At 46.7% G+C, this 18,016-nt stretch carries 17 protein-coding genes and 1 riboswitch; of the genes, 9 read left to right on the top strand and 8 right to left on the bottom strand.

Translation table 11 applies throughout. The features are described from left to right. The first annotated feature begins 220 nt into the window (after positions 1 to 220). Both L876_RS0104535 and L876_RS0104530 read left to right on the top strand, forming a co-directional pair. Positions 221 to 850 carry a flavin reductase family protein gene (locus L876_RS0104535; RefSeq protein WP_028762708.1) on the top strand — a complete coding sequence of 210 codons (630 nt, stop codon included), beginning with the start codon at positions 221 to 223 and terminating at the stop codon, positions 848 to 850. A gap of 263 nt (positions 851 to 1,113) precedes the next feature. After that, positions 1,114 to 1,246, top strand: a riboswitch (glycine riboswitch). A 175-nt stretch (positions 1,247 to 1,421) separates the two neighbouring features. After that, positions 1,422 to 2,795 (top strand): alanine/glycine:cation symporter family protein, encoded by a 1,374-nt coding sequence (locus tag L876_RS0104530; RefSeq protein WP_028762707.1) that lies wholly within the window; start codon positions 1,422 to 1,424, stop codon positions 2,793 to 2,795. A gap of 49 nt (positions 2,796 to 2,844) precedes the next feature. On the opposite strand, the gene L876_RS21085 is transcribed toward L876_RS0104530, so the two are convergent. Further along, positions 2,845 to 3,528, bottom strand: coding sequence for a substrate binding domain-containing protein (locus tag L876_RS21085; RefSeq protein ID WP_248674476.1), 684 nt, complete (start codon positions 3,526 to 3,528; stop codon positions 2,845 to 2,847). Between the two features lie 27 nt (positions 3,529 to 3,555). Here L876_RS21085 and L876_RS0104520 point away from each other — a divergent pair, with 27 nt between their 5' ends. Then, on the top strand, positions 3,556 to 4,029 hold the full coding sequence (locus L876_RS0104520) for a hypothetical protein (RefSeq protein ID WP_028762706.1): 474 nt from the start codon (positions 3,556 to 3,558) through the stop codon (positions 4,027 to 4,029). Positions 4,030 to 4,109: 80 nt separating this feature from the next. Here the strand turns inward: L876_RS0104520 and L876_RS0104515 are convergent, their stop codons facing one another. Further along, positions 4,110 to 4,508: a hypothetical protein gene (locus tag L876_RS0104515; protein ID WP_028762705.1), complete on the bottom strand. Its 399-nt coding sequence runs from the start codon at positions 4,506 to 4,508 to the stop codon at positions 4,110 to 4,112. Between the two features lie 165 nt (positions 4,509 to 4,673). Between L876_RS0104515 and L876_RS0104510 the strand changes: the two genes are divergently transcribed. After that, positions 4,674 to 4,925: a DUF2999 family protein gene (locus L876_RS0104510; protein WP_028762704.1), complete on the top strand. Its 252-nt coding sequence runs from the start codon at positions 4,674 to 4,676 to the stop codon at positions 4,923 to 4,925. A gap of 86 nt (positions 4,926 to 5,011) precedes the next feature. Here the strand turns inward: L876_RS0104510 and L876_RS0104505 are convergent, their stop codons facing one another. After that, positions 5,012 to 7,009: a S9 family peptidase gene (locus tag L876_RS0104505; protein WP_428829714.1), complete on the bottom strand. Its 1,998-nt coding sequence runs from the start codon at positions 7,007 to 7,009 to the stop codon at positions 5,012 to 5,014. An 837-nt stretch (positions 7,010 to 7,846) separates the two neighbouring features. Here L876_RS0104505 and L876_RS0104500 point away from each other — a divergent pair. From L876_RS0104500 to L876_RS0104490, 3 genes are read left to right on the top strand one after another with little or no spacing between them, the layout of a single operon-like run. After that, positions 7,847 to 9,463 carry a methyl-accepting chemotaxis protein gene (locus L876_RS0104500; RefSeq protein ID WP_028762702.1) on the top strand — a complete coding sequence of 539 codons (1,617 nt, stop codon included), beginning with the start codon at positions 7,847 to 7,849 and terminating at the stop codon, positions 9,461 to 9,463. 38 nt (positions 9,464 to 9,501) lie between these two features. Further along, positions 9,502 to 10,737, top strand: coding sequence for a hypothetical protein (locus tag L876_RS0104495; protein WP_037427959.1), 1,236 nt, complete (start codon positions 9,502 to 9,504; stop codon positions 10,735 to 10,737). A gap of 11 nt (positions 10,738 to 10,748) precedes the next feature. Continuing rightward, positions 10,749 to 11,144, top strand: a complete 396-nt coding sequence (locus tag L876_RS0104490) for a type 2 periplasmic-binding domain-containing protein (RefSeq protein ID WP_028762700.1) — start codon at positions 10,749 to 10,751, stop codon at positions 11,142 to 11,144. Between the two features lie 127 nt (positions 11,145 to 11,271). On the opposite strand, the gene L876_RS21080 is transcribed toward L876_RS0104490, so the two are convergent. Continuing rightward, complete coding sequence (locus tag L876_RS21080) at positions 11,272 to 12,054, bottom strand: hypothetical protein (RefSeq protein WP_028762699.1); 783 nt, start codon at positions 12,052 to 12,054, stop codon at positions 11,272 to 11,274. A 2-nt stretch (positions 12,055 to 12,056) separates the two neighbouring features. Then, positions 12,057 to 13,223 carry a BamA/TamA family outer membrane protein gene (locus L876_RS0104480; RefSeq protein WP_028762698.1) on the bottom strand — a complete coding sequence of 389 codons (1,167 nt, stop codon included), beginning with the start codon at positions 13,221 to 13,223 and terminating at the stop codon, positions 12,057 to 12,059. Positions 13,224 to 13,549: 326 nt separating this feature from the next. On the opposite strand from L876_RS0104480, the gene L876_RS22265 reads away from it, so the two are divergent. After that, the gene (locus L876_RS22265) at positions 13,550 to 14,356 is read left to right on the top strand and encodes a phosphatase PAP2 family protein (RefSeq protein WP_051412921.1); all 807 of its coding nucleotides are present in this window, start codon (positions 13,550 to 13,552) and stop codon (positions 14,354 to 14,356) included. 45 nt (positions 14,357 to 14,401) lie between these two features. On the opposite strand, the gene L876_RS0104470 is transcribed toward L876_RS22265, so the two are convergent. From L876_RS0104470 to L876_RS0104460, 3 genes are all read right to left on the bottom strand, one after another. Further along, positions 14,402 to 15,262 carry a DUF417 family protein gene (locus L876_RS0104470; protein WP_037427957.1) on the bottom strand — a complete coding sequence of 287 codons (861 nt, stop codon included), beginning with the start codon at positions 15,260 to 15,262 and terminating at the stop codon, positions 14,402 to 14,404. A 163-nt stretch (positions 15,263 to 15,425) separates the two neighbouring features. Then, positions 15,426 to 15,830 (bottom strand): hypothetical protein, encoded by a 405-nt coding sequence (locus tag L876_RS0104465; RefSeq protein WP_028762696.1) that lies wholly within the window; start codon positions 15,828 to 15,830, stop codon positions 15,426 to 15,428. A 139-nt stretch (positions 15,831 to 15,969) separates the two neighbouring features. Then, positions 15,970 to 16,623, bottom strand: coding sequence for a hypothetical protein (locus L876_RS0104460; RefSeq protein WP_028762695.1), 654 nt, complete (start codon positions 16,621 to 16,623; stop codon positions 15,970 to 15,972). A gap of 311 nt (positions 16,624 to 16,934) precedes the next feature. Between L876_RS0104460 and L876_RS0104455 the strand changes: the two genes are divergently transcribed. Continuing rightward, the gene (locus tag L876_RS0104455; RefSeq protein ID WP_028762694.1) at positions 16,935 to 17,978 is read left to right on the top strand and encodes a nuclease-related domain-containing protein; all 1,044 of its coding nucleotides are present in this window, start codon (positions 16,935 to 16,937) and stop codon (positions 17,976 to 17,978) included. The last annotated feature ends 38 nt before the right edge of the window (positions 17,979 to 18,016 follow it).

The following is an 18,016-nucleotide window of genomic DNA, read 5'->3' as shown; positions in this document are numbered from 1 at the left end:
CCCGTTTCCGTCAACGTGAGTAGTAGCGATTAGAGGTAGGCAGAGGCGACGGAACCTCTTCGCGACGCGCTTCACATCGAGTTAGAACACAAACTACACTGGATAAACGTAACTTAATCACCACGCCTGAGCGCCAAAGAAAATTTAAGCGTTGAATTAAGTTAACCCACACAATTAAGCAGCCGTACGTTATGAGTGCGATAACAACAGAGATGACAGCATGGATAATCACTATTTTTATGAACCTAGCAAAGGCCATGGATTAGCTCATGATCCCCTCAATGCCATTATAGGTCCTCGACCCATAGGATGGATTTCATCACGTGATAAAACTGGGGCTCGAAATCTTGCGCCCTATAGCTTTTTCAACTGCTTTAATTACTCCCCACCCATCATAGGCTTTGCCAGTGTGGGGTATAAAGATAGCCTTGCCAATATTATCGACAGCGGTGAATTTGTTTGGAATCTCACCACTCGTCAGTTAGCCGAAAAAATGAATCTAACCTCGGCAAACTTGCCACCTAACGCCGATGAGTTTGCGTTTGCGGGACTAACGCCAACACCGAGCACCATAGTGGCTGCTGACCGCGTTAGCGAAAGCCCTGTTAATTTTGAGTGTAAGCTGTCTCAGTGCATTCAGTTGCAAGCGGCAAATGGCGACAAAATTGATACCTGGCTGGTGCTTGGAGAAGTGGTCGCCGTCCATATTGCTAAACACTTACTTAACAGCGAGGGCATCTATCAAACAGCCTTAGCTGAACCAATATTAAGAGCAGGTGGCCCTTCTGCTTACTACACGATATCCGACACCCTCAGATTTGATCTGGCTCGGCCTAAACTTCCCGAATGATTAGCTCATCATCGTTTACTAATCCCCCACCCCCTTCACATACAGGCAAATTTGTGACTAGGCTCTCTTGAGCAAATGGCTAAGATAACGCATGCTACCTTCCCCCTTGGGTTCAACTGTGGACTCAAGGAGATCCGTTCGGATGAAGGTAGCAGGAGAGTGGGGAGTAACCCCACACCGACGAGGCAACTTTGTTATCGCTAACCATTGATTAGCAAGCAAAGCACTCTTTCAGGTGCCATTTTATGGTGAGGACTGTTACTGGACGAGCCTCTGGAGAGACTGTGAACATATCGCAACGTTAGCGTTTATGTCATCACGGCGCCGAAGGCGAAAGTGCAGTATTAATTTATCAAGCTGCGCGAAACGCTCAGGCAAAAGGACAGAGGAGAGGATGACTGACGTTGTTGTAACGCCTTGCGTTACCTCAGTCACTGTCGTTTGTCGCTGCGCCTAACTTTTGCCATCTGTATGGCAAAATACCTTGTCGACGCCATTCGTCAGCGCCATATCTCAGCCATTTCTTTTCCTCCTCCATATTAATTTTGTTGTTTAATATTCGAGGAATATCATGAATTTTCACGCGCTACTGAGCGACATCAATGCCATTGTTTGGGGCCCTGTTACCCTTTGTCTGCTGGTGGGGACAGGTTTATACCTGACACTGCGGCTAAAGTTACTGCAAGTATTCAAACTTCCTTTGGCGCTATCGCTTTTATTTAAACCCGCCAGCGGTAAGGGTGATCTCTCTTCATTTGCCGCGCTATGCACCGCCCTGTCAGCCACCATTGGAACGGGCAATATTGTCGGCGTGGCAACGGCCATAAAAATTGGCGGCCCCGGCGCGCTATTTTGGATGTGGCTAGCCGCCTTCTTTGGCATGGCAACTAAATATGCTGAATGTATGCTCGCTGTTAAATACCGTACCACAGATGCGCGCGGCAATATTGCTGGCGGTCCTATGTACTATATCGAACGGGGGCTCGGTCTTGGCTGGTTAGCCAAACTGTTTGCTGTCTTTGGTGTTGGCGTCGCGTTTTTTGGTATTGGCACCTTCGCTCAGGTCAATGCTATCAGTGACGCCATGACTATCGCTTTTGATATTCCAGCTTGGGTAACTGCTTTAGTGCTGACGCTATTGGTGGCCGCCGTGACACTAGGTGGTGTAAAGCGTATCGCCAACGTGGCGCAGAAGTTAGTGCCCACTATGGCATTGGGCTACGTACTGGCTTGCGCCTGGATTTTAATCGCCTTTAGCGAACAGATCATTCCTGCGCTGCAACTTGTCCTGCACTCTGCCTTTACTCCAGTCTCCGCCGCTGGTGGTTTTTTAGGGGCCACCGTCGCTCAAGCACTACAAATAGGGATCGCACGCGGGGTGTTTTCAAACGAATCAGGCCTTGGTAGTGCGCCAATTGCCGCTGCAGCCGCAAAAACCAACGAACCCGTTGAACAAGGCTTGGTCAGTATGACAGGTACCTTTTTCGATACCATCTTAATCTGCACCATGACAGGGCTAGTACTGATTATCACAGGCGTCTGGAATGGCGATGCTGCAGGGGCTGCAATGACCAGTGCGGCGTTTGCATCGGGCGGATCAGCCATCATAGGTCAATACGTGGTTACCATTGCGCTAGTCTGCTTCGCCTTTACCACCATTTTAGGTTGGCACTACTATGGTGAGCGCTGCTGGTACTATTTAACGGGCACTCGCCTTGGGGAACGTGGTGTTAGGCTTTACCAGTTAACGTTTCTTAGCCTCATTGCAGTCGGCGCATTTATTCAGCTGGACCTTATCTGGATGCTGGCCGATACCGTTAATGGCCTAATGGCCATTCCCAATCTTATCGCCATTATTGGTTTACGCCATGTGATTCTAGCTGAAACTCAGCGATACTTTACCCAGCGAGCGATGCCCACTGAACGCGCTGTCGCATCGTCGTAATAGTTAAGATAAGGCGTTGCGATAAAAAATAAGCGCAACGCCTTAACCACTATTGATTTAAGCGTTGCTCAAAGCGCTCAAACAAGAAGTCTAAAAACAAACGAATCCGCTTTGGCTGATATTGGCGACTCAAATAAACCACATTAAGGTCGGTACTTGACACTGTGGTGGCAGCGCTGAAGTTTTTCATATAACCGTTCAACACTGTCACTAAACGCTGGGCCTTGATGTCTTGCTGCACATCGATCAGTGACTTGAGCGCTATGCCCGCCCCCTCTAAGGCCCAATAGCGGATCACTTCACCGTCATCAGAAAACCTCGTGGGGATAACCGTCACCGACTTACGTTGATCATTGGCTTGAAAATGCCAATATTTTAGCGCTTCGTTACTACGTAGCATGGCTAAGCAGTCATGTTCAGTCAAAGCTTGCGGCGTCAACGGTGTGCCTTTACGCGCTAAATACTCTGGCGACGCACACAATACCCGTCGGCTCGAGGCGAGACGCCGCGAAATAAGGCTACTGTCAGCCAGTTCACCATAACGAATCACTATATCTATGCCAGACTCGGCAATATTCGCTAGATTATCATTGAGATAAAGATAGGGCGTTACGTCTGGATAGCACTCCATAAACTGCGACACTATTGGCAAAATATACTGCTTACCGAGATCTTTAGAGCGCTCACTAACGTCTCGGCTTTTTAAGGTAAGTTCTGCTACAGTAACCCTCAAGACTATCAATACGAAAGGAAAGTTTCGATGCGTGCCTCTCTCCCTCTGTGCATATCCTTATGCGCATTAATACTTACTGGTTGCAACGATGCCACTGAGTCCAAACCAGCCAACAGCACCGACGTCAGCGATAATCGGTCACAGCTCACCGCTCCGGCTAAACCCGTTGAAATCGCTGGTGATAGACAACACGCAGATGATACAGGGATGCAAGCCGTGGTTAAGCCGCACTCACCACAAAAAGGAGTCATGATGAACCAAGGCACTGTGAGACGAATTAATTTAGAAGGCGGATTTTGGGGTATATTGACTGATGATGGCCGTAAAATATTGCCCAGTAACCTGCCTAATGAGTATAAAAAAGATGGTTTGCGTTTAGGCTTTGCAGCGCAAGAAGTCAAAGATATGATGACCATTCAACAGTGGGGCACCTTATCAACCCTTAGCGAGATCACCGTGATTGGAAAGGTTCAGAGTCAAAACGCCGATCCGCGTCTTTAGTCTAGGTTCAGCAGCAATATAGCAGGGCTAACAATAGTCATTATTAGCCCTATAACAGTTTGAAAGTGGTGCAATGAAACTCACCCGCCAAGTAAATCTCGCAATTGTTGCTCAGCAATCTCAGCCGCAGTTTTCGGCCGTTCTTGAGGTTGTTCCTCTGCCTGATTACTTGATGTTGGCGCATCGCCAAATAGCACCGCTAATTCAGCTAAAGCCTGCTCATTGGCTGACGGACCACTTTTACTGTATACGCCCGTAGCGGGTTTGAAGTAGTCGCAAAAATTGGCCCGCTCTCGGTCAGAGATCCACTCAGCACGCTCCTCTTTACAATCTCCTCTACCAGAGTCCTGAAAACACACACACATCTTACAGACATGTTGATCGGCATGACACTCTGCACACGCCTCACGACGAGAAAGAGGTAAAATAACCCCCTCAAGCGCTTTGCCACATTGCCAACAGTTAAATTGATCAGACATCGTTATTGCCTCTATAAAACTGGCTATTCAAAAATCCACACTAATAATCTACCCTTTATTGGCGTAATCCACCAATGTTAGGAGTGACCACTGAGTCTACTAACGGTTACATTCTGTGGTAAAATCAGCGCCAATTTCACCTTTACAACACAATAAGGCGTTGCGATGAATCCAATTATTGCCATTTTAAAAGAGCACAATGTTAGCGATGAGAAGATCAACGAACTTTTCCAAGCATTGACCGACAATCCACTCATGGCAATGGGCGTGATTGGTCAGCTAGGTATCGCACCAGAAAAACTACAGCAGTTAATGGCCTTGGTCATGCAAAACCCGGCCTTGATTAAAGAAGCCGTTACCGAGCTTGGCCTCGATTTTTCAAAAGTTGAAGCAGCCAAAGCACAACTGCAAAAATAGCGACAATCCATTATCCACCTAGGGATAAAACAGAAAGGCTGCCCTTATCGACAGCCTTTTTTTATTTTGCAATACCGTATTGGCGCTTACTTAGCCCCTGGCTCTGCAAATCGTGTCATCCACTGCTCGACTTGGTTATACCAATAGATGGAGTTATTGGGCTTCATGATCCAATGATTCTCATCAGGAAAATAGATCATTCTTGACTCAACTCCCCGGGTCTGCAAGGTTCTAAACAACTCAAAGCCTTGCCCCACAGGGACACGATAATCCAACTGCCCATGGATCACTAACGTCGGCGTATTAAAGTTGGCCGCACCGTAATGAGGTGAGATTGATTGATAGATCTCTGGCTTTTCCCAGTAATTACCAAAACGGGTACTGTGTACCGCAAAATCGGCCGCCATCTGCGAGTACATGTTATATACCGCGGCGTGGATTAATAGCGCATTAAATGGATGTTTTTGACCAAGAATAATCGAGGTTAAATAGCCACCATAACTGGCACCGCCCGCCACTAAACGTTCGTCATCTATCCATGACTGCTGCGTAAACCAATCGGTCGCTTTAAACACATCTTCAAGGGATTTGTTTTTCCAGTCTGGGTTAATGCTATCGGCAAACTCTTGGCCAAAACTGCTGGAACCGTGAAAGTTAGGCCATGCCGTTACATAACCCCAAGAGGCAAAGGTTTGTGCATTCCAGCGATAATGAAAGCCATCAGAAATAGCGTTGTGCGGACCGCCATGGATTAGCATCATCAATGGATATTTTTTACTGCGATCGAACCCTGGTGGGTAATGCACCCACATTTGAATATCTTGGTCCTTGTAACCTTTATAGGTCACCGATTCATAGGTACCCAAATCGACATCAGCCAAAATATCATCGTTAAACTGATCTAAACGGGTCGTTTCGCCATTGCTGGTATTAATTTTCACCACCCGTGCAGGGTAGAGAAAGCTATCGTTAGCCGCGACCAATGTACCATCGTTGGCCATAGTAGGCTTACCAAAGTTGGTGGCCTGAGTAATGGCTTTTATTTTGCCGTTTTTGGCATTGATATGAAAAATGCGTCGCGTAGCGGCGTCATCCACCGAAGCGTAAAACCCTTTGTTGTCGGGTGTCCAAATAAAACGGGCAACAGAGCGATCCCAGTCCTTCGCTAGCACTGTCTCGGTGCGCTTTTTCATATCCAACAGAATCAATTTGGCGGTGTCGGCATAGAAACCATGGATAAGCTGACGAGTGAACGCTAAGGTTTTGCCGTCTGGGCTAAAGGTTGGATTTGAATCTGGCGCATTATTCTGTTCGGTGAGATTCTCCACCTTACCGCTACCAATGGCTGCAAGGAAAATATCTATTTTGGCATCGACTTGGTTATCCCAGCCGTTGGCATTAAAAGCGATCCAGCGCTCATTGACGTCTATATCATAGCTAGCCGCACTCTGGGACGAACGAGGCAATTGCTTCTTGAGCGGTTGAGTGATGGGCTCAACATCGCCCCCCTTAGCAGGAATGCGGAACACGTGCGCCTGCTTGTCTTCATCGAGCCAATGGTCAAAACTTGAATAAGGCAAGGCATTCCATTGATGGGCAGAGACTTTGTTATCTTTATCGGCTTTCAATTGCTCCTCTGTCTCTTGCCAGTTTTTGCCAGGAAAAACCGCGCTGATAAAATAGATATGCTCGCCGACCCATTTCAGCCCCTTCACCCCACTGGGCACATCGGTTAATCGCAGGGCTTCACCTGGGCCACTCATTGGCAGCAGATACACCTGCCCGACTTCATCTTTATCACGCTTACTGATAAAAGCGAGGGTCTTGCCATCAGGCGAGAACACAGGCTCACTGACTCGCAGTCCTTTAGCCGTCAGCGGACGTTGAGACTTACCCTCATGGTCAAACAACCACAGTTGTGTGCTCCCCTTATCCTCGGGTACGTCATACTCAGTGACTGGCGCAATAATCATCTCACCATTAGGAGAAATAACTGGGCTAGCAATGCGGCTCAGTTGCCACAACAGATCCACTGAAAGGGTTTTACTTTGCTCTGCGACGGCTATGCTCATAGGCATAAACATACACAGGGCTGCAATGACGAATCTCTTCACGCGTGCTCTCCTTTTTATTGTCTTATTGCTCTCAACAGACGCTAACCGCGTCGAGGTTGATTAATCGTTATGCTTGTTACATCCACATGATCGACCTTAACACTTAAACCAAGCTTAAACTCAACCTAGGGATGTTAGATGCCTAGTAAAATCGAGATTTGCCACGGTGTTTCAGCAAAAAAACGTGATACATCTGTATACACTTGATTACCTTGGCCTTATACTCTGGATGTTAATATTGTTACCAAAATGAGTGTTGAGTTAACTAATTCAGCATTATTGCAGTAACTCAGGGCAAGGATTTGCCGAGTGATTGGTATTGATACTGATCAATTTAAACCGAAGAGCCCCTAACGCCATTGGCGTTAAGAAAGGTTTAATAACGGCTTGGAATTGCACAACGAGTAGATAACTCAGGTAGGAAACCAAAACGACTTACCAGCAGCACACCAATGTTAAGTCAGATGTCATTCAAGGAAAGCTCCAATTCAACTCTATAGCACCGTTTATTGCACGGGCGCTTCACTCTAAATTCACGTTAACGGATCTAAAAATGATCATTAGTAATCATAGGGATAATGTTGCTTAAAGCACAGTTATCGACTAGTTACTATGTAGTGCACTTTTTAATTATTGGACGCAAAATTAGGAAAGTATGCAGTTTGCAGCCTCCTACACACGGAAGTCTCTCGTTTTTTGCATTGGGCTAGGTAATGGATGAACAGCTGGGTTTATCATCATTATCAATTTTATAGCCAGTAGTGTTGTGCAATCGTTTTACTCGCCGTAGGCAGCCAAGGCTAGAATATGAAACTAAACAAGTTAAAGATTAAACATCGAATAGTACTATTAACTCTGGTGGCAATTGCTTCATTTATTTTCTCATTAGTAGTTAATAATCAAAGCGTTAAAGATAACGCCGAGCGCCTCAACTACGTTAACACTCAGCTGTTTCCGGTATTAAAGCTGGCAACTATCAATGAAGGCTTAATTATTCAGCTCGACCAAAATATTCAATCGGCAGTGACGACAGGCGAAGAGGACTCGCTAGTCACCGTCGACAAGATGGTTGAACAGATAGTTAATAACTTAAATGACATCGCTCGACTACTGCCTAACGAGGCCGCCCAAGCTCAATCCATGAGCAATGATCTCAAGGTTTATCATCAAAAAGCCAAAGGCTTGGTTAATGAGTTTCTTAAAGATGATGTCGATTTTAATGTGATTAAAAACCAAGCCGCTGAAAATGCTGAGCGCTATAATAAGCTGCTTCAGCAATTTAACGCTAAGCAACTCGACTTTTCAGAGCAATTTGCGCAATCAATTCAAAACACGTTAGAAAGCTCCGATAACGCATCAACATCTATGCTAACCATAGGTCTTGTCGCGTCTATTTTCCTGATCGTAGTGGGCTATTTTGTCAATAACTCTATTATTGTCACCCTCAATAATGTCACTGATTCACTGCGTAATATCTCCGAAGGTGAAGGGGATTTGCGTTCACGTATTCAATATGACGGTAAAGATGAAATTGCCGTATTAGTTCATTGGTTTAATCAGTTTGTAACTAAACTGCAAGCCTCAATTGCCGACACGCAACGAACCACAGAAAGCCTAGGTAAGGTGTCGACGACACTGCTAGACAGTTGCAGAAACAGCGAAATCACCGTCACCGAACAGTCTCAATCGGTTGATCAGATATCCAATGCGATGCGTGAAATGTTTGTCAGCGTTGAACACGTTGCAGAATACGCCACGAATGCCGCGTCAGAGGCCGATAATGCCAACCAAGAAGCACAGCGTGGTCAAACCGTTGTGGCAAATGCCATTGCCACCATTAACCGCTTATCCGATGAAGTAAAAGCCACTGCCATTGTTGTTAATCAACTGGACGCTTTTACTAGCAATGTGAATGCGATTTTAGGCACCATCCGCGGTATTGCCGAGCAAACTAACCTATTGGCGCTTAATGCGGCCATTGAAGCAGCACGAGCAGGTGAACAGGGACGTGGCTTCGCCGTGGTTGCCGATGAAGTGAGAACGCTCGCATCGCGCACCCAATCCTCAACAGAAGAGATCCAGCAGGTTTTGCAAGAGCTAAGCTCAACCTCAACCCAAGCGGTAGAAGCGATGCAGCGTGGCATAGAAACCGCCGATGAAGGGGTGCAGAGTACGTCGCTTGCGGGCGATGCATTGGTGAGCATTACGGACAAGGTTAGCGCGATCGTAGTGGTCAATGAACAGATAGCGGCTGCCACAGAGGAGCAACACAATACCTCTGTGCTAATACAGCAATACGTCGCTGAAATTGAAAGTAACGCTCAAAAAGTGAAAGCCACTACCGATGAACTCGGTGGCATCAGTTACGACATCGAAGGGGTCAGCAAACAACTGACCACCATCACCGACCAATTTAAAGTTTAATCGATTAATACAAAAAATAGATCAACCGGGAGCATATGATGAACACAAGACATACCTTTAATACGGCGCTTAAAGCACTGCCGTTTGCGATATCTATTTCGCTGGTATCCGCACAAGGTTTTGCTGCAGAAGAAACCAATGAGCAGAAGATAGCAAAACTAGAGCAGCAGGTGCAAACCTTGCAAAAACAACAAACTGCCAGCTTAACAGACAGATTCAAGTTTAATGGTTTTATGAGCGGAGCCTATGTCTCTGCAGACAATAACTCTGGCTATATGGGCTCAAGCACCTCTGCCGATTTTAGCGAAGAGAGTAAGCTAGGCTTCCAAGCGACCTTCGCGATCACCGACAACACCCAAGCCGTAATGCAGCTCATGATGAAGGGCGAAAACGATTGGGATGTTGAAGCAGAGTGGGCGTACGTATCGCATCGTTTTGACGGCGGAGTACAGCTGCGCGGCGGTAAACTACGTGTGCCACTATTTATGTACTCAGATTACTTAGATGTGGGTTACGCCCAGCCTTTTGCGCGTCCACCAGAAGAAGTTTATGGCTCAGTCCCCTTTACAACCTATACCGGTGGTGATGTCAGCTATGAATTTGAGTTTGATGACTCTACGTTAACGGTGCAAGCCTTTGGCGGTGAATCTGAAGAGTCAGGCACAGATATCAAAAATATACTCGGCGCCAACCTAACATGGACCGATGAGATCTGGACCCTACGAGCCGTATACGGCCAATCAACCTTAGATGGCACCATCAGCCGCTCTGTGACAATTCCGTCGCAAGACCCTGTCACTGGTTTGCCAATCTCTATCGAAGCATCAGTACCACTATTAACGCTCGACAATGAAAAAGCCACCTTTACAGGCGTGGGCGCAAGCTATGACAACGGGGAGTTCCTCGCTGTCACCGAATGGACTCGAGCCGAAGTAGATGGCCAATATACCGACTCTGATTCTGGCTATATCACGTTAGGCTACCGCATTAACGCGTTTACACCATATGTGACTGCCGCCTATTATGAGTCACAAGATGATGACCAAAGACCTGTATTCAGTCAGGGCAGCGCACTGATTGCGGCACTGTTCAACGGCCAACGTACCTCATACAGCGGTGGTCTGCGCTGGGATGCACTGGACAATCTCGCGGTGAAGTTTGATGTGACTTACGCTACCAACTTTGGCGACACTTCAGGTGGATTCCAAAGCAATGTATTGCAAGAATATGACGATGTCACTGTGTATACCGTTAAATTCGACGTAGTATTTTAAGGAGCGCTACAATGAAAAAACTACTCTCTATCGTAGCGCTTAGCCTATGCAGCATGGTTTCAGCACAAGCCGCTGTAGTGTTAATTGGTGCCCCAGGAACCAGCGATATTTCAGCCTCTGATGCCAAGAAACTCTTCCTCGGTAAAGGTTCATCTTCTTCTGTGCCTTTTGAACTTGATGAAGGTAACGCTACTCGCTCTGAGTTCCACGACAAAGTGACACGCAAGAGCGATGCGCAATTGAAAGCCTACTGGTCAAAACAGGTATTTACCGGTAAAGGTAATCCACCAGCGACAGTTAGCAGCGCGGCGGCAATGAAGTCAACCGTCGCCTCTACCCCTAATGCTGTTGGTTACATCGACGAAGCAGATCTAGACGACACGGTAAAAGTGATCTTAAAGCCGTAAGCTTCAGCCAAGCTAATAAAAAGCCGAGTGAATCAACACTCGGCTTTTTTGATTATGTACCTTCAATATTAGATTAGAGAGCACAGGTTTATCTCATCCGTTAACACTTAACAGTAGGTACTTGCCATTACTGACAAGTAGAATGATAGTGATTTAGCGCGATAAGGCCTTGCAACACAATGCCATGGTAACGCGCTTGAATAAGTTGGTAGTCTAGCTCAGGAGCGAAATAGTAGGTCACGTCTTCGGCTCCAGTTTGCTCAACGGGGATAAGCGAGAGTTTTCCCCAGGGCGCTATCGTTTTTGTTTGCTTAGCTTGCACATAATATTGATAAGGCTCTATGGCATCTGACGCTTGTCTGATTAAGGCAAACTGCTGGCGACCTTGCAGCAAGAGGTGGCGCATCTGAATCGCCAACGTATCCACGTCACGCAGTGCGATTGCGGAAGAGTGATAATGCTCGATATCTCCGTCTACGTTGACCCGAGACTCGCGACCATTAGCACTAAACGTAGCCTGTAAGTCTCTGGCGCGAAAACCACTTACCTGCTGGTGAAACTTATTGGTAAGCCACTCATGGGTTGTCGTAGACCAAGAGAGCTCTGCCCGCTGACGATACTCAGTGCCTATGCCTAAAATACTGGCTTTACTATGAGAGGTCACCACCGCCGTTTTCCCGTGCCAAGTTTCGGTTCGGCTCATGGTACCTGTATGGATGCCGCTAAGATAAATGTTGTAATCTGACTGACGCATGCACTGGGGCGCCAATGCCTTAACCAGAGCTTGAGATGATACAGGCGCAGCGCTGACCGATACTTTGGCCTTATCAACCAAAGCATCTTCAGCAAACGCCAACACCGAAGTTAACGCGAGCACACAGCCCAGCATGCAGGCAGATAAACGCATCATGCCTAGAACACTTCGTTCACGTTGAGGTAAAAGTTGGTTTCGTTTTCACCCACACCGATATCGAGGCGTAAATTGATGTTGTCTTTAATTTTAAAACGAAAACCAGCGCCATAAGAGGTCATCAGCTCATCGCTGAGTTCACTCACCTTAGAGGCCACACTCCCCACGCCCCCCCAAAAGACCATGCCATAACGTTGGAAGATAGGTAGACGATACTCAACTTGTCCCATCATCATCTGCTCATCACGGTAGCGACCCTTGATATAACCACGCATCGCACTTGAACCACCTAAGTCTGGCAGCATGTTCCATGGCACATCGCCACTGGTGAAGTGTCCCTGCACTTGCCAAGCGATAAGCCCTGGGGCGCCGCTAAGTAGTGATGTCGAGCTCAAATCAATATAGTTGGCCAGCTCAAGATTATAGGTCGAAAATGTCGAGTACTCGCTGTTTTGATAAAGCCCAGCATCAAGCTGAAATAACCAGCCTTTAGTGGCATTAAGTCGATAATCACGAGAGTCATAGATACTGGTCAGCACCACACCTGAGCTAAAATTATCAGGCAAAATAGCATCAGATGGTATAGGCAGATCGGTATCAACCGAGGTTAACTTATCGGCACTGGCGTAGGTAAAGTCGGCCCCGACACCTAAAAAGTAGTTGTCCGCCACCTCAGTCATCCAGCGCGGTGTAAAGCTGTAAAGCTGCTCATCAAACTCATGATGATTACTGTCGATATCGCCGGCGGCAATCCCCTGGCCGTAATACACAGACGCTTCGTTATGTAACTCCATCCCCAATAATAAGCGCTGCTTACCGCCGTTGAAAAACGTCATATTTTCCACTTCAACGCCATAGGAATTGTTCATCGATACAAACGAATTCAACACCAAAGATGAAGGCTGCTCATCACTCGCGGCCCCGTCGGTTTTGTATAGCCCCACCATCAACAGGCCAACGCCAAACTTCTTCTCTGGCGTGTAATAAGCCGTTGGCAGGTAACTCATGTCGATAGGTTTGCTTTCATCAAACTCACCGTCAGCACCGAAAATATCCAGAATATCGTCGACCCAAGTAGGCTCCATATCTTTTGGCGTGTGAATCAAGGGTTCAACGGCGACAGCCTGGTAGGATAAGGCAAGCAGGGATAACAACAAAATCCGTTTCATAGACACTCTAATCAGTAATGGAAAATAGTAGGTAGGCAGACAAGAGCTGAATAGAACGCCATCTGTCAGGCCCAACGATGAGGGGCGCATTTTAACACCCCAGCGCTTTTCAACAACGACTTTTTCGCAGCCACCGACACCTGAGCCGTCACTTAATTAAGCACAGAGTCGCAAAGCATCAAGAGTGATTTGGGGATAACATAGACGATTAAGTGCCAGCCCAGCGCGTTCGCTACCACTCACTTGCAATCGGTCAGAACACAGTGACATTTCTTTCACTCAGCCAATCATAAAATAGGAGCAAGCTGAATTAACAAGAGCACCTAATGAACCCACTAAGCCTAAGCTTCGAGCAACAACACACAAATCACCACCAAACCTTTCTCCTTCAAAGTAAGCGTGAATCTGGCTTTTTATGGGTGCTGTTTATTTTGGTCTGCGGATTTGTCCTCATGATGAAGCAAAGCACTAACCACAGCTTATTCTTACACATTAATCAGGCGAGCCAGCACTTTAGCCCGGCGCTGCTTGCCAGTATCACAGACCTAGGTAATGGCATTGTTACTGGGAGCTTGTTAATCATCATTCTATGCTTTAAACCAGCTTGGATATTACGGGTAATGCTGGCAGCAATTATCTGCCTCGCTGCCACCCATCTTCTTAAAAACTACTTTGATGCTTCACGTCCAGCCTCCCTGTTAGCGCAACTGCATATCGTCGGCGACGCGCGCCATAGCAATAGCTTTCCCTCAGGGCATACAGCGACCATATTTTTACTCGCTGGCACCGTTTTTCTCTCATCAACACGACAATTGAGCCGGATATTATTGCTCTCATTAGCCGTCCTTGTTGGACTGTCGAGAGTGTCCGTTGGTGCCCACTGGCCCATTGATGTGGCCTTAGGGGCGATCATCGGCTGGAGTAGTATTTATGCGGCGAGCGCGCTCAACACCTCATTGGTCACCAAGCAGGCACAGTGTTTATTGTTAGCCACGTTATTACTGCTACTAACCAGCTTGAGCGTGATTAATAACAGCGAATTCCCGCAACTTCCAATTGTCGAGCAACTACAAATTTTCTATATTTTTGCCGCGGGAGTGTGCCTGTTTACGCGCTACGTTTACCGACCGTGATCACCTAACAGTCTCGCCACATTGCAGGGAAACATGAGATGACACTTATTCAGCCTGCACATGTGTAGTCGTTAGCCTTGCGTACAAAATAATACACGCCGCCAGTAGGGCTAAGTCTTTAACAATGAATTGGCCACTTCCGGTTAACACAGGAAAACCCAAACTGGTTTCGTAAGCGGGCAAAGTGATAACAAAGGTTTGAGTCGCTGCAAACGTCAAGGCGGCGACGGCAAGCCCCAACACATAAGCAGTGCGAGACCAAGAGGCCAGCAATATGCCCAAGACGGCAATGAGCTCAATGACACCGATAAAGTATGAGCCATGCAACACACTAAAAATGGCATATATCCAACTAAACAATGGGCTGGTGCTCATCAAGCCTTCAATACCATCAGCTTCAATTTGAGTAAACTTCATCGTACCAATCCATGCCATGACTAAAATAATACCGGCCGCAAGCAAGGCTGTTGCCGTGCGCTTAATCCGATAGTGATCGCCATAATGAGAGGCCACATAAAGTGTCACGGCCACAATTGCCAAATATTTTATTAGCCCTTGTCCGGCGCCAATTGCAGGAAAACCGCCAAGTGCGTCAATCCAAACAGGATGGGTAAACAGCATCAATAAGGGCACGGTCGCAAGCACAGCATAAGCGTACAGGGTAACCTGGCTCCACTTCTGTTGAGGCAGCAAAAGCGCTAACACGACCAGCAGCTGTATTCCCCCCAATACTGCCGACAGCCAAGGCATATCTGGCAAATTAATCGCCGTGAGTTGTTTATTGAAGTAAATGGCATCCCCCGCGGTAAAGCGAGTCATAGCGGTTAAGAATAAAAAACAACCCAGTAACCCCCTGGCAATTAACAAACTCAGATTATGGCTAATGGGCTTAAGTAACGCAGACATATAGACTCCTATTTTTTCGCTATAGACCCGCAAAAAAACAAAAACCTTTCATTTTGCTATAGAAAAGTGGACCGCATTACACAAAAAAGCCCTGACAACATTAGTTATCAGGGCTTTACATTATTGGTGACTTATTCGCAGCGAGACACTAGCCCTATGGCCGTTAACGTACCCAACGCATTAGCTGATTGGCATCGCTCACCGCGAACTGTCTCTTGATGAGGTTTCCGGCAGGATCGAACAGCAACAGTTCAGCGGGCCCAGCCTTGTATTTAGCAATCAACTGCTGCCCTTCTGGTGTGCCCGTTCTTGCTAACAAAAATAATACCTTATCACCAAGGTGCGCACGCGCTTCGTTCATCTGTTCGGTCTGGCTGTTACTCAGAGCAAGATTAGGATCATACACAAACACCACCGCAGGCTTACCTGTGCCTATCTGCTCATGAGTCGCTTTAAACCCTTTAGGCATCATCATTAATAGCAACCCAAATATGGCCACGATTGAGATAACGACGCCAATAGCCACCCAAGGCATGCGGCGAGTAGGTGCTGAATGTTGTGTATCCATGCAGGTAGATCCCTCTGTTAATGGTTGAAGTCGAGCATCTAACCACACATTGTAGTCACCTAACCTTAGGCATAGATTAAAATCTATGCCTAAGGTGAGTTGCTGTGATTAATCGCCTATCACATACTGCCTAATGGTATTAGAACAGGTCTTCAAACCACTTTTTGGTCAAACCTGCACCAACCATCATCTTAAGTTTTATCAGCGCCATAGTATCACCAGACTCCAACGCCGTATCACCACAACGTGGATCTGAGCGTTGCAATGCGCCTGTCATTTTATGGTCGATAGGAATAGGTTCGCAGCCATGGCCAGACTCACAAATAAAGTCCCACTTCTCTTTAGCTGGCACATGACACGCAAAGCAGTTGCCATCAAAGCGATTGACCACATCAACGAAACCGCGCTTTGCAATTTTAGAGCCGCTCTCATCGACCTCTAACTCGAAAAACTCCCAATCATTGGTTGCCACAAAGGTGCCAGGCTCACGCTTAACCATTACCTCGGTCGGCACCAGTTGCACCACAGAGCCTGTGGGATAAATAGCGCCCTCAGGCGAATTCGCAGCAGCTAATGTGCCTTCTATATTACCCAGCAGATTATCAACATAAAAGTGACGCACTGGCGTCATGTCGCGGATGCAGCTAAAACTGGTTTCATCAATATTCACCACTTTAGTGTCTGATTTATCCACCTCCGCTTCGGATACTGTGGCGGCATAGCTCGCTGTATTACTCATTAGTGTCATGAATAAAATCATCGCCCCTTGGCCAATCTTTATTACTGCGTTCATGGTATTTCCTATTACTAAAGGTGATTAATTGGGGTGAGTTAATCCCTGTTATCGGCAGGCATTACACTCATATGGCGTAACCATACCTCACAATTAAATTGCGCACAACCTAATTGCGAGCAACACCACTGACCGTGTCACTTATTCTAAGTTTATGTGACATGAGGTGCGTTGCTAACGATGGAAGGATAATCGACGAATTTTCAGTAGCTTTTTTATACTAAGGCTATGTATTATAAAGCTGATTTTTATCAGACTGCTAACGCTTACCTAACGAAAAGACTCAAGCAGAGAATGGATGCGATTGATAAATGATTCTAAAAACCAAATCAGTACAAAACGCTCAATCCCCCCAAGCGATTGCTGGCCAACAGCAAGAACAAAACGTCGCCTTTTTTCTGCGCCGTGCCTTTAAAGACCATCCTCAGGTGTTGGTGATTAACGACTTTAAGTTCCGCTTTAACGACGAAGTCGCGCAAATAGACCACCTCATCGTGTATAGCTACGGCTTTATTCTCATTGAATCGAAGAGCATCAGAGGTCAGGTAAAGGTCAATCAACATCAGGAATGGACGCGCAGCCTAAGCATCAATCAAGGCAAGACTGACAAGTGGCAAGGCATGCCCTCGCCCATCAAGCAAGTTGAACTGCAACAAGCCTTACTACTTGAACTGTTAATGCATCATCGCAGTGAAATACTAGGCAAATTGTTAGGCGTCAAACAGCAAGGCTTCAAAGGTCGATGCTGGGATCATCTGTGTGCAGTATCCAGCGACGCCATCATTGATAGAAAGTCGATACCCAAAGCCGTATCAGACAAGCTAATAAAATCAGAGTTTCTGGTAGAGAAACTCGATAAGGTGATGAACCTAAAAAGTAAACTCGCTCGGTTTATAAATACCAGCGATACCCGCCCAGCTTTCAATCAACAAGAGCTAGAGTCTGTCGCTTCATTTCTTATCAAGCAACATATCGCACCGATTGCGGCTGCACCAGAAACAAGCCAAACAGCGACCGAGCAAAGCACCACACCACTAGCAAACACACCAGTAACACCAGCTGCCAACACAGCGTCTACTCAACAAGCAGTAGCAGAACCTGAGCAACAAGAAACAACTGAGAAAAGCCAAACAATGCAGATAGTTTTACGCTGTAAACATTGCGGAGAATCAACGAATTACAACCCAATGCATGGCAAATTTGGCTATTACATACACTGCAATCAATGCACTAAAAACACGCCGATGAAGCAAGCCTGCCCACAGTGCAAGAGCAAGAGTACAAGAGTGAGGAAGAGCAAGGAAACCTACACCTTAAGTTGCAATGAGTGTGGTTGTGGGCAAAGGGTGGTTTAGGGGGAAAGGAAGTTTACTCTGACCCCATTTATTTTATC

Origin of the sequence: Shewanella colwelliana ATCC 39565 (assembly GCF_000518705.1) — a bacterium.
GTDB lineage: Bacteria > Pseudomonadota > Gammaproteobacteria > Enterobacterales > Shewanellaceae > Shewanella > Shewanella colwelliana.
The sequence above is the reverse complement of the archived record's forward strand: the minus strand, read 5'-3'. Positions and strand labels throughout refer to the sequence as shown.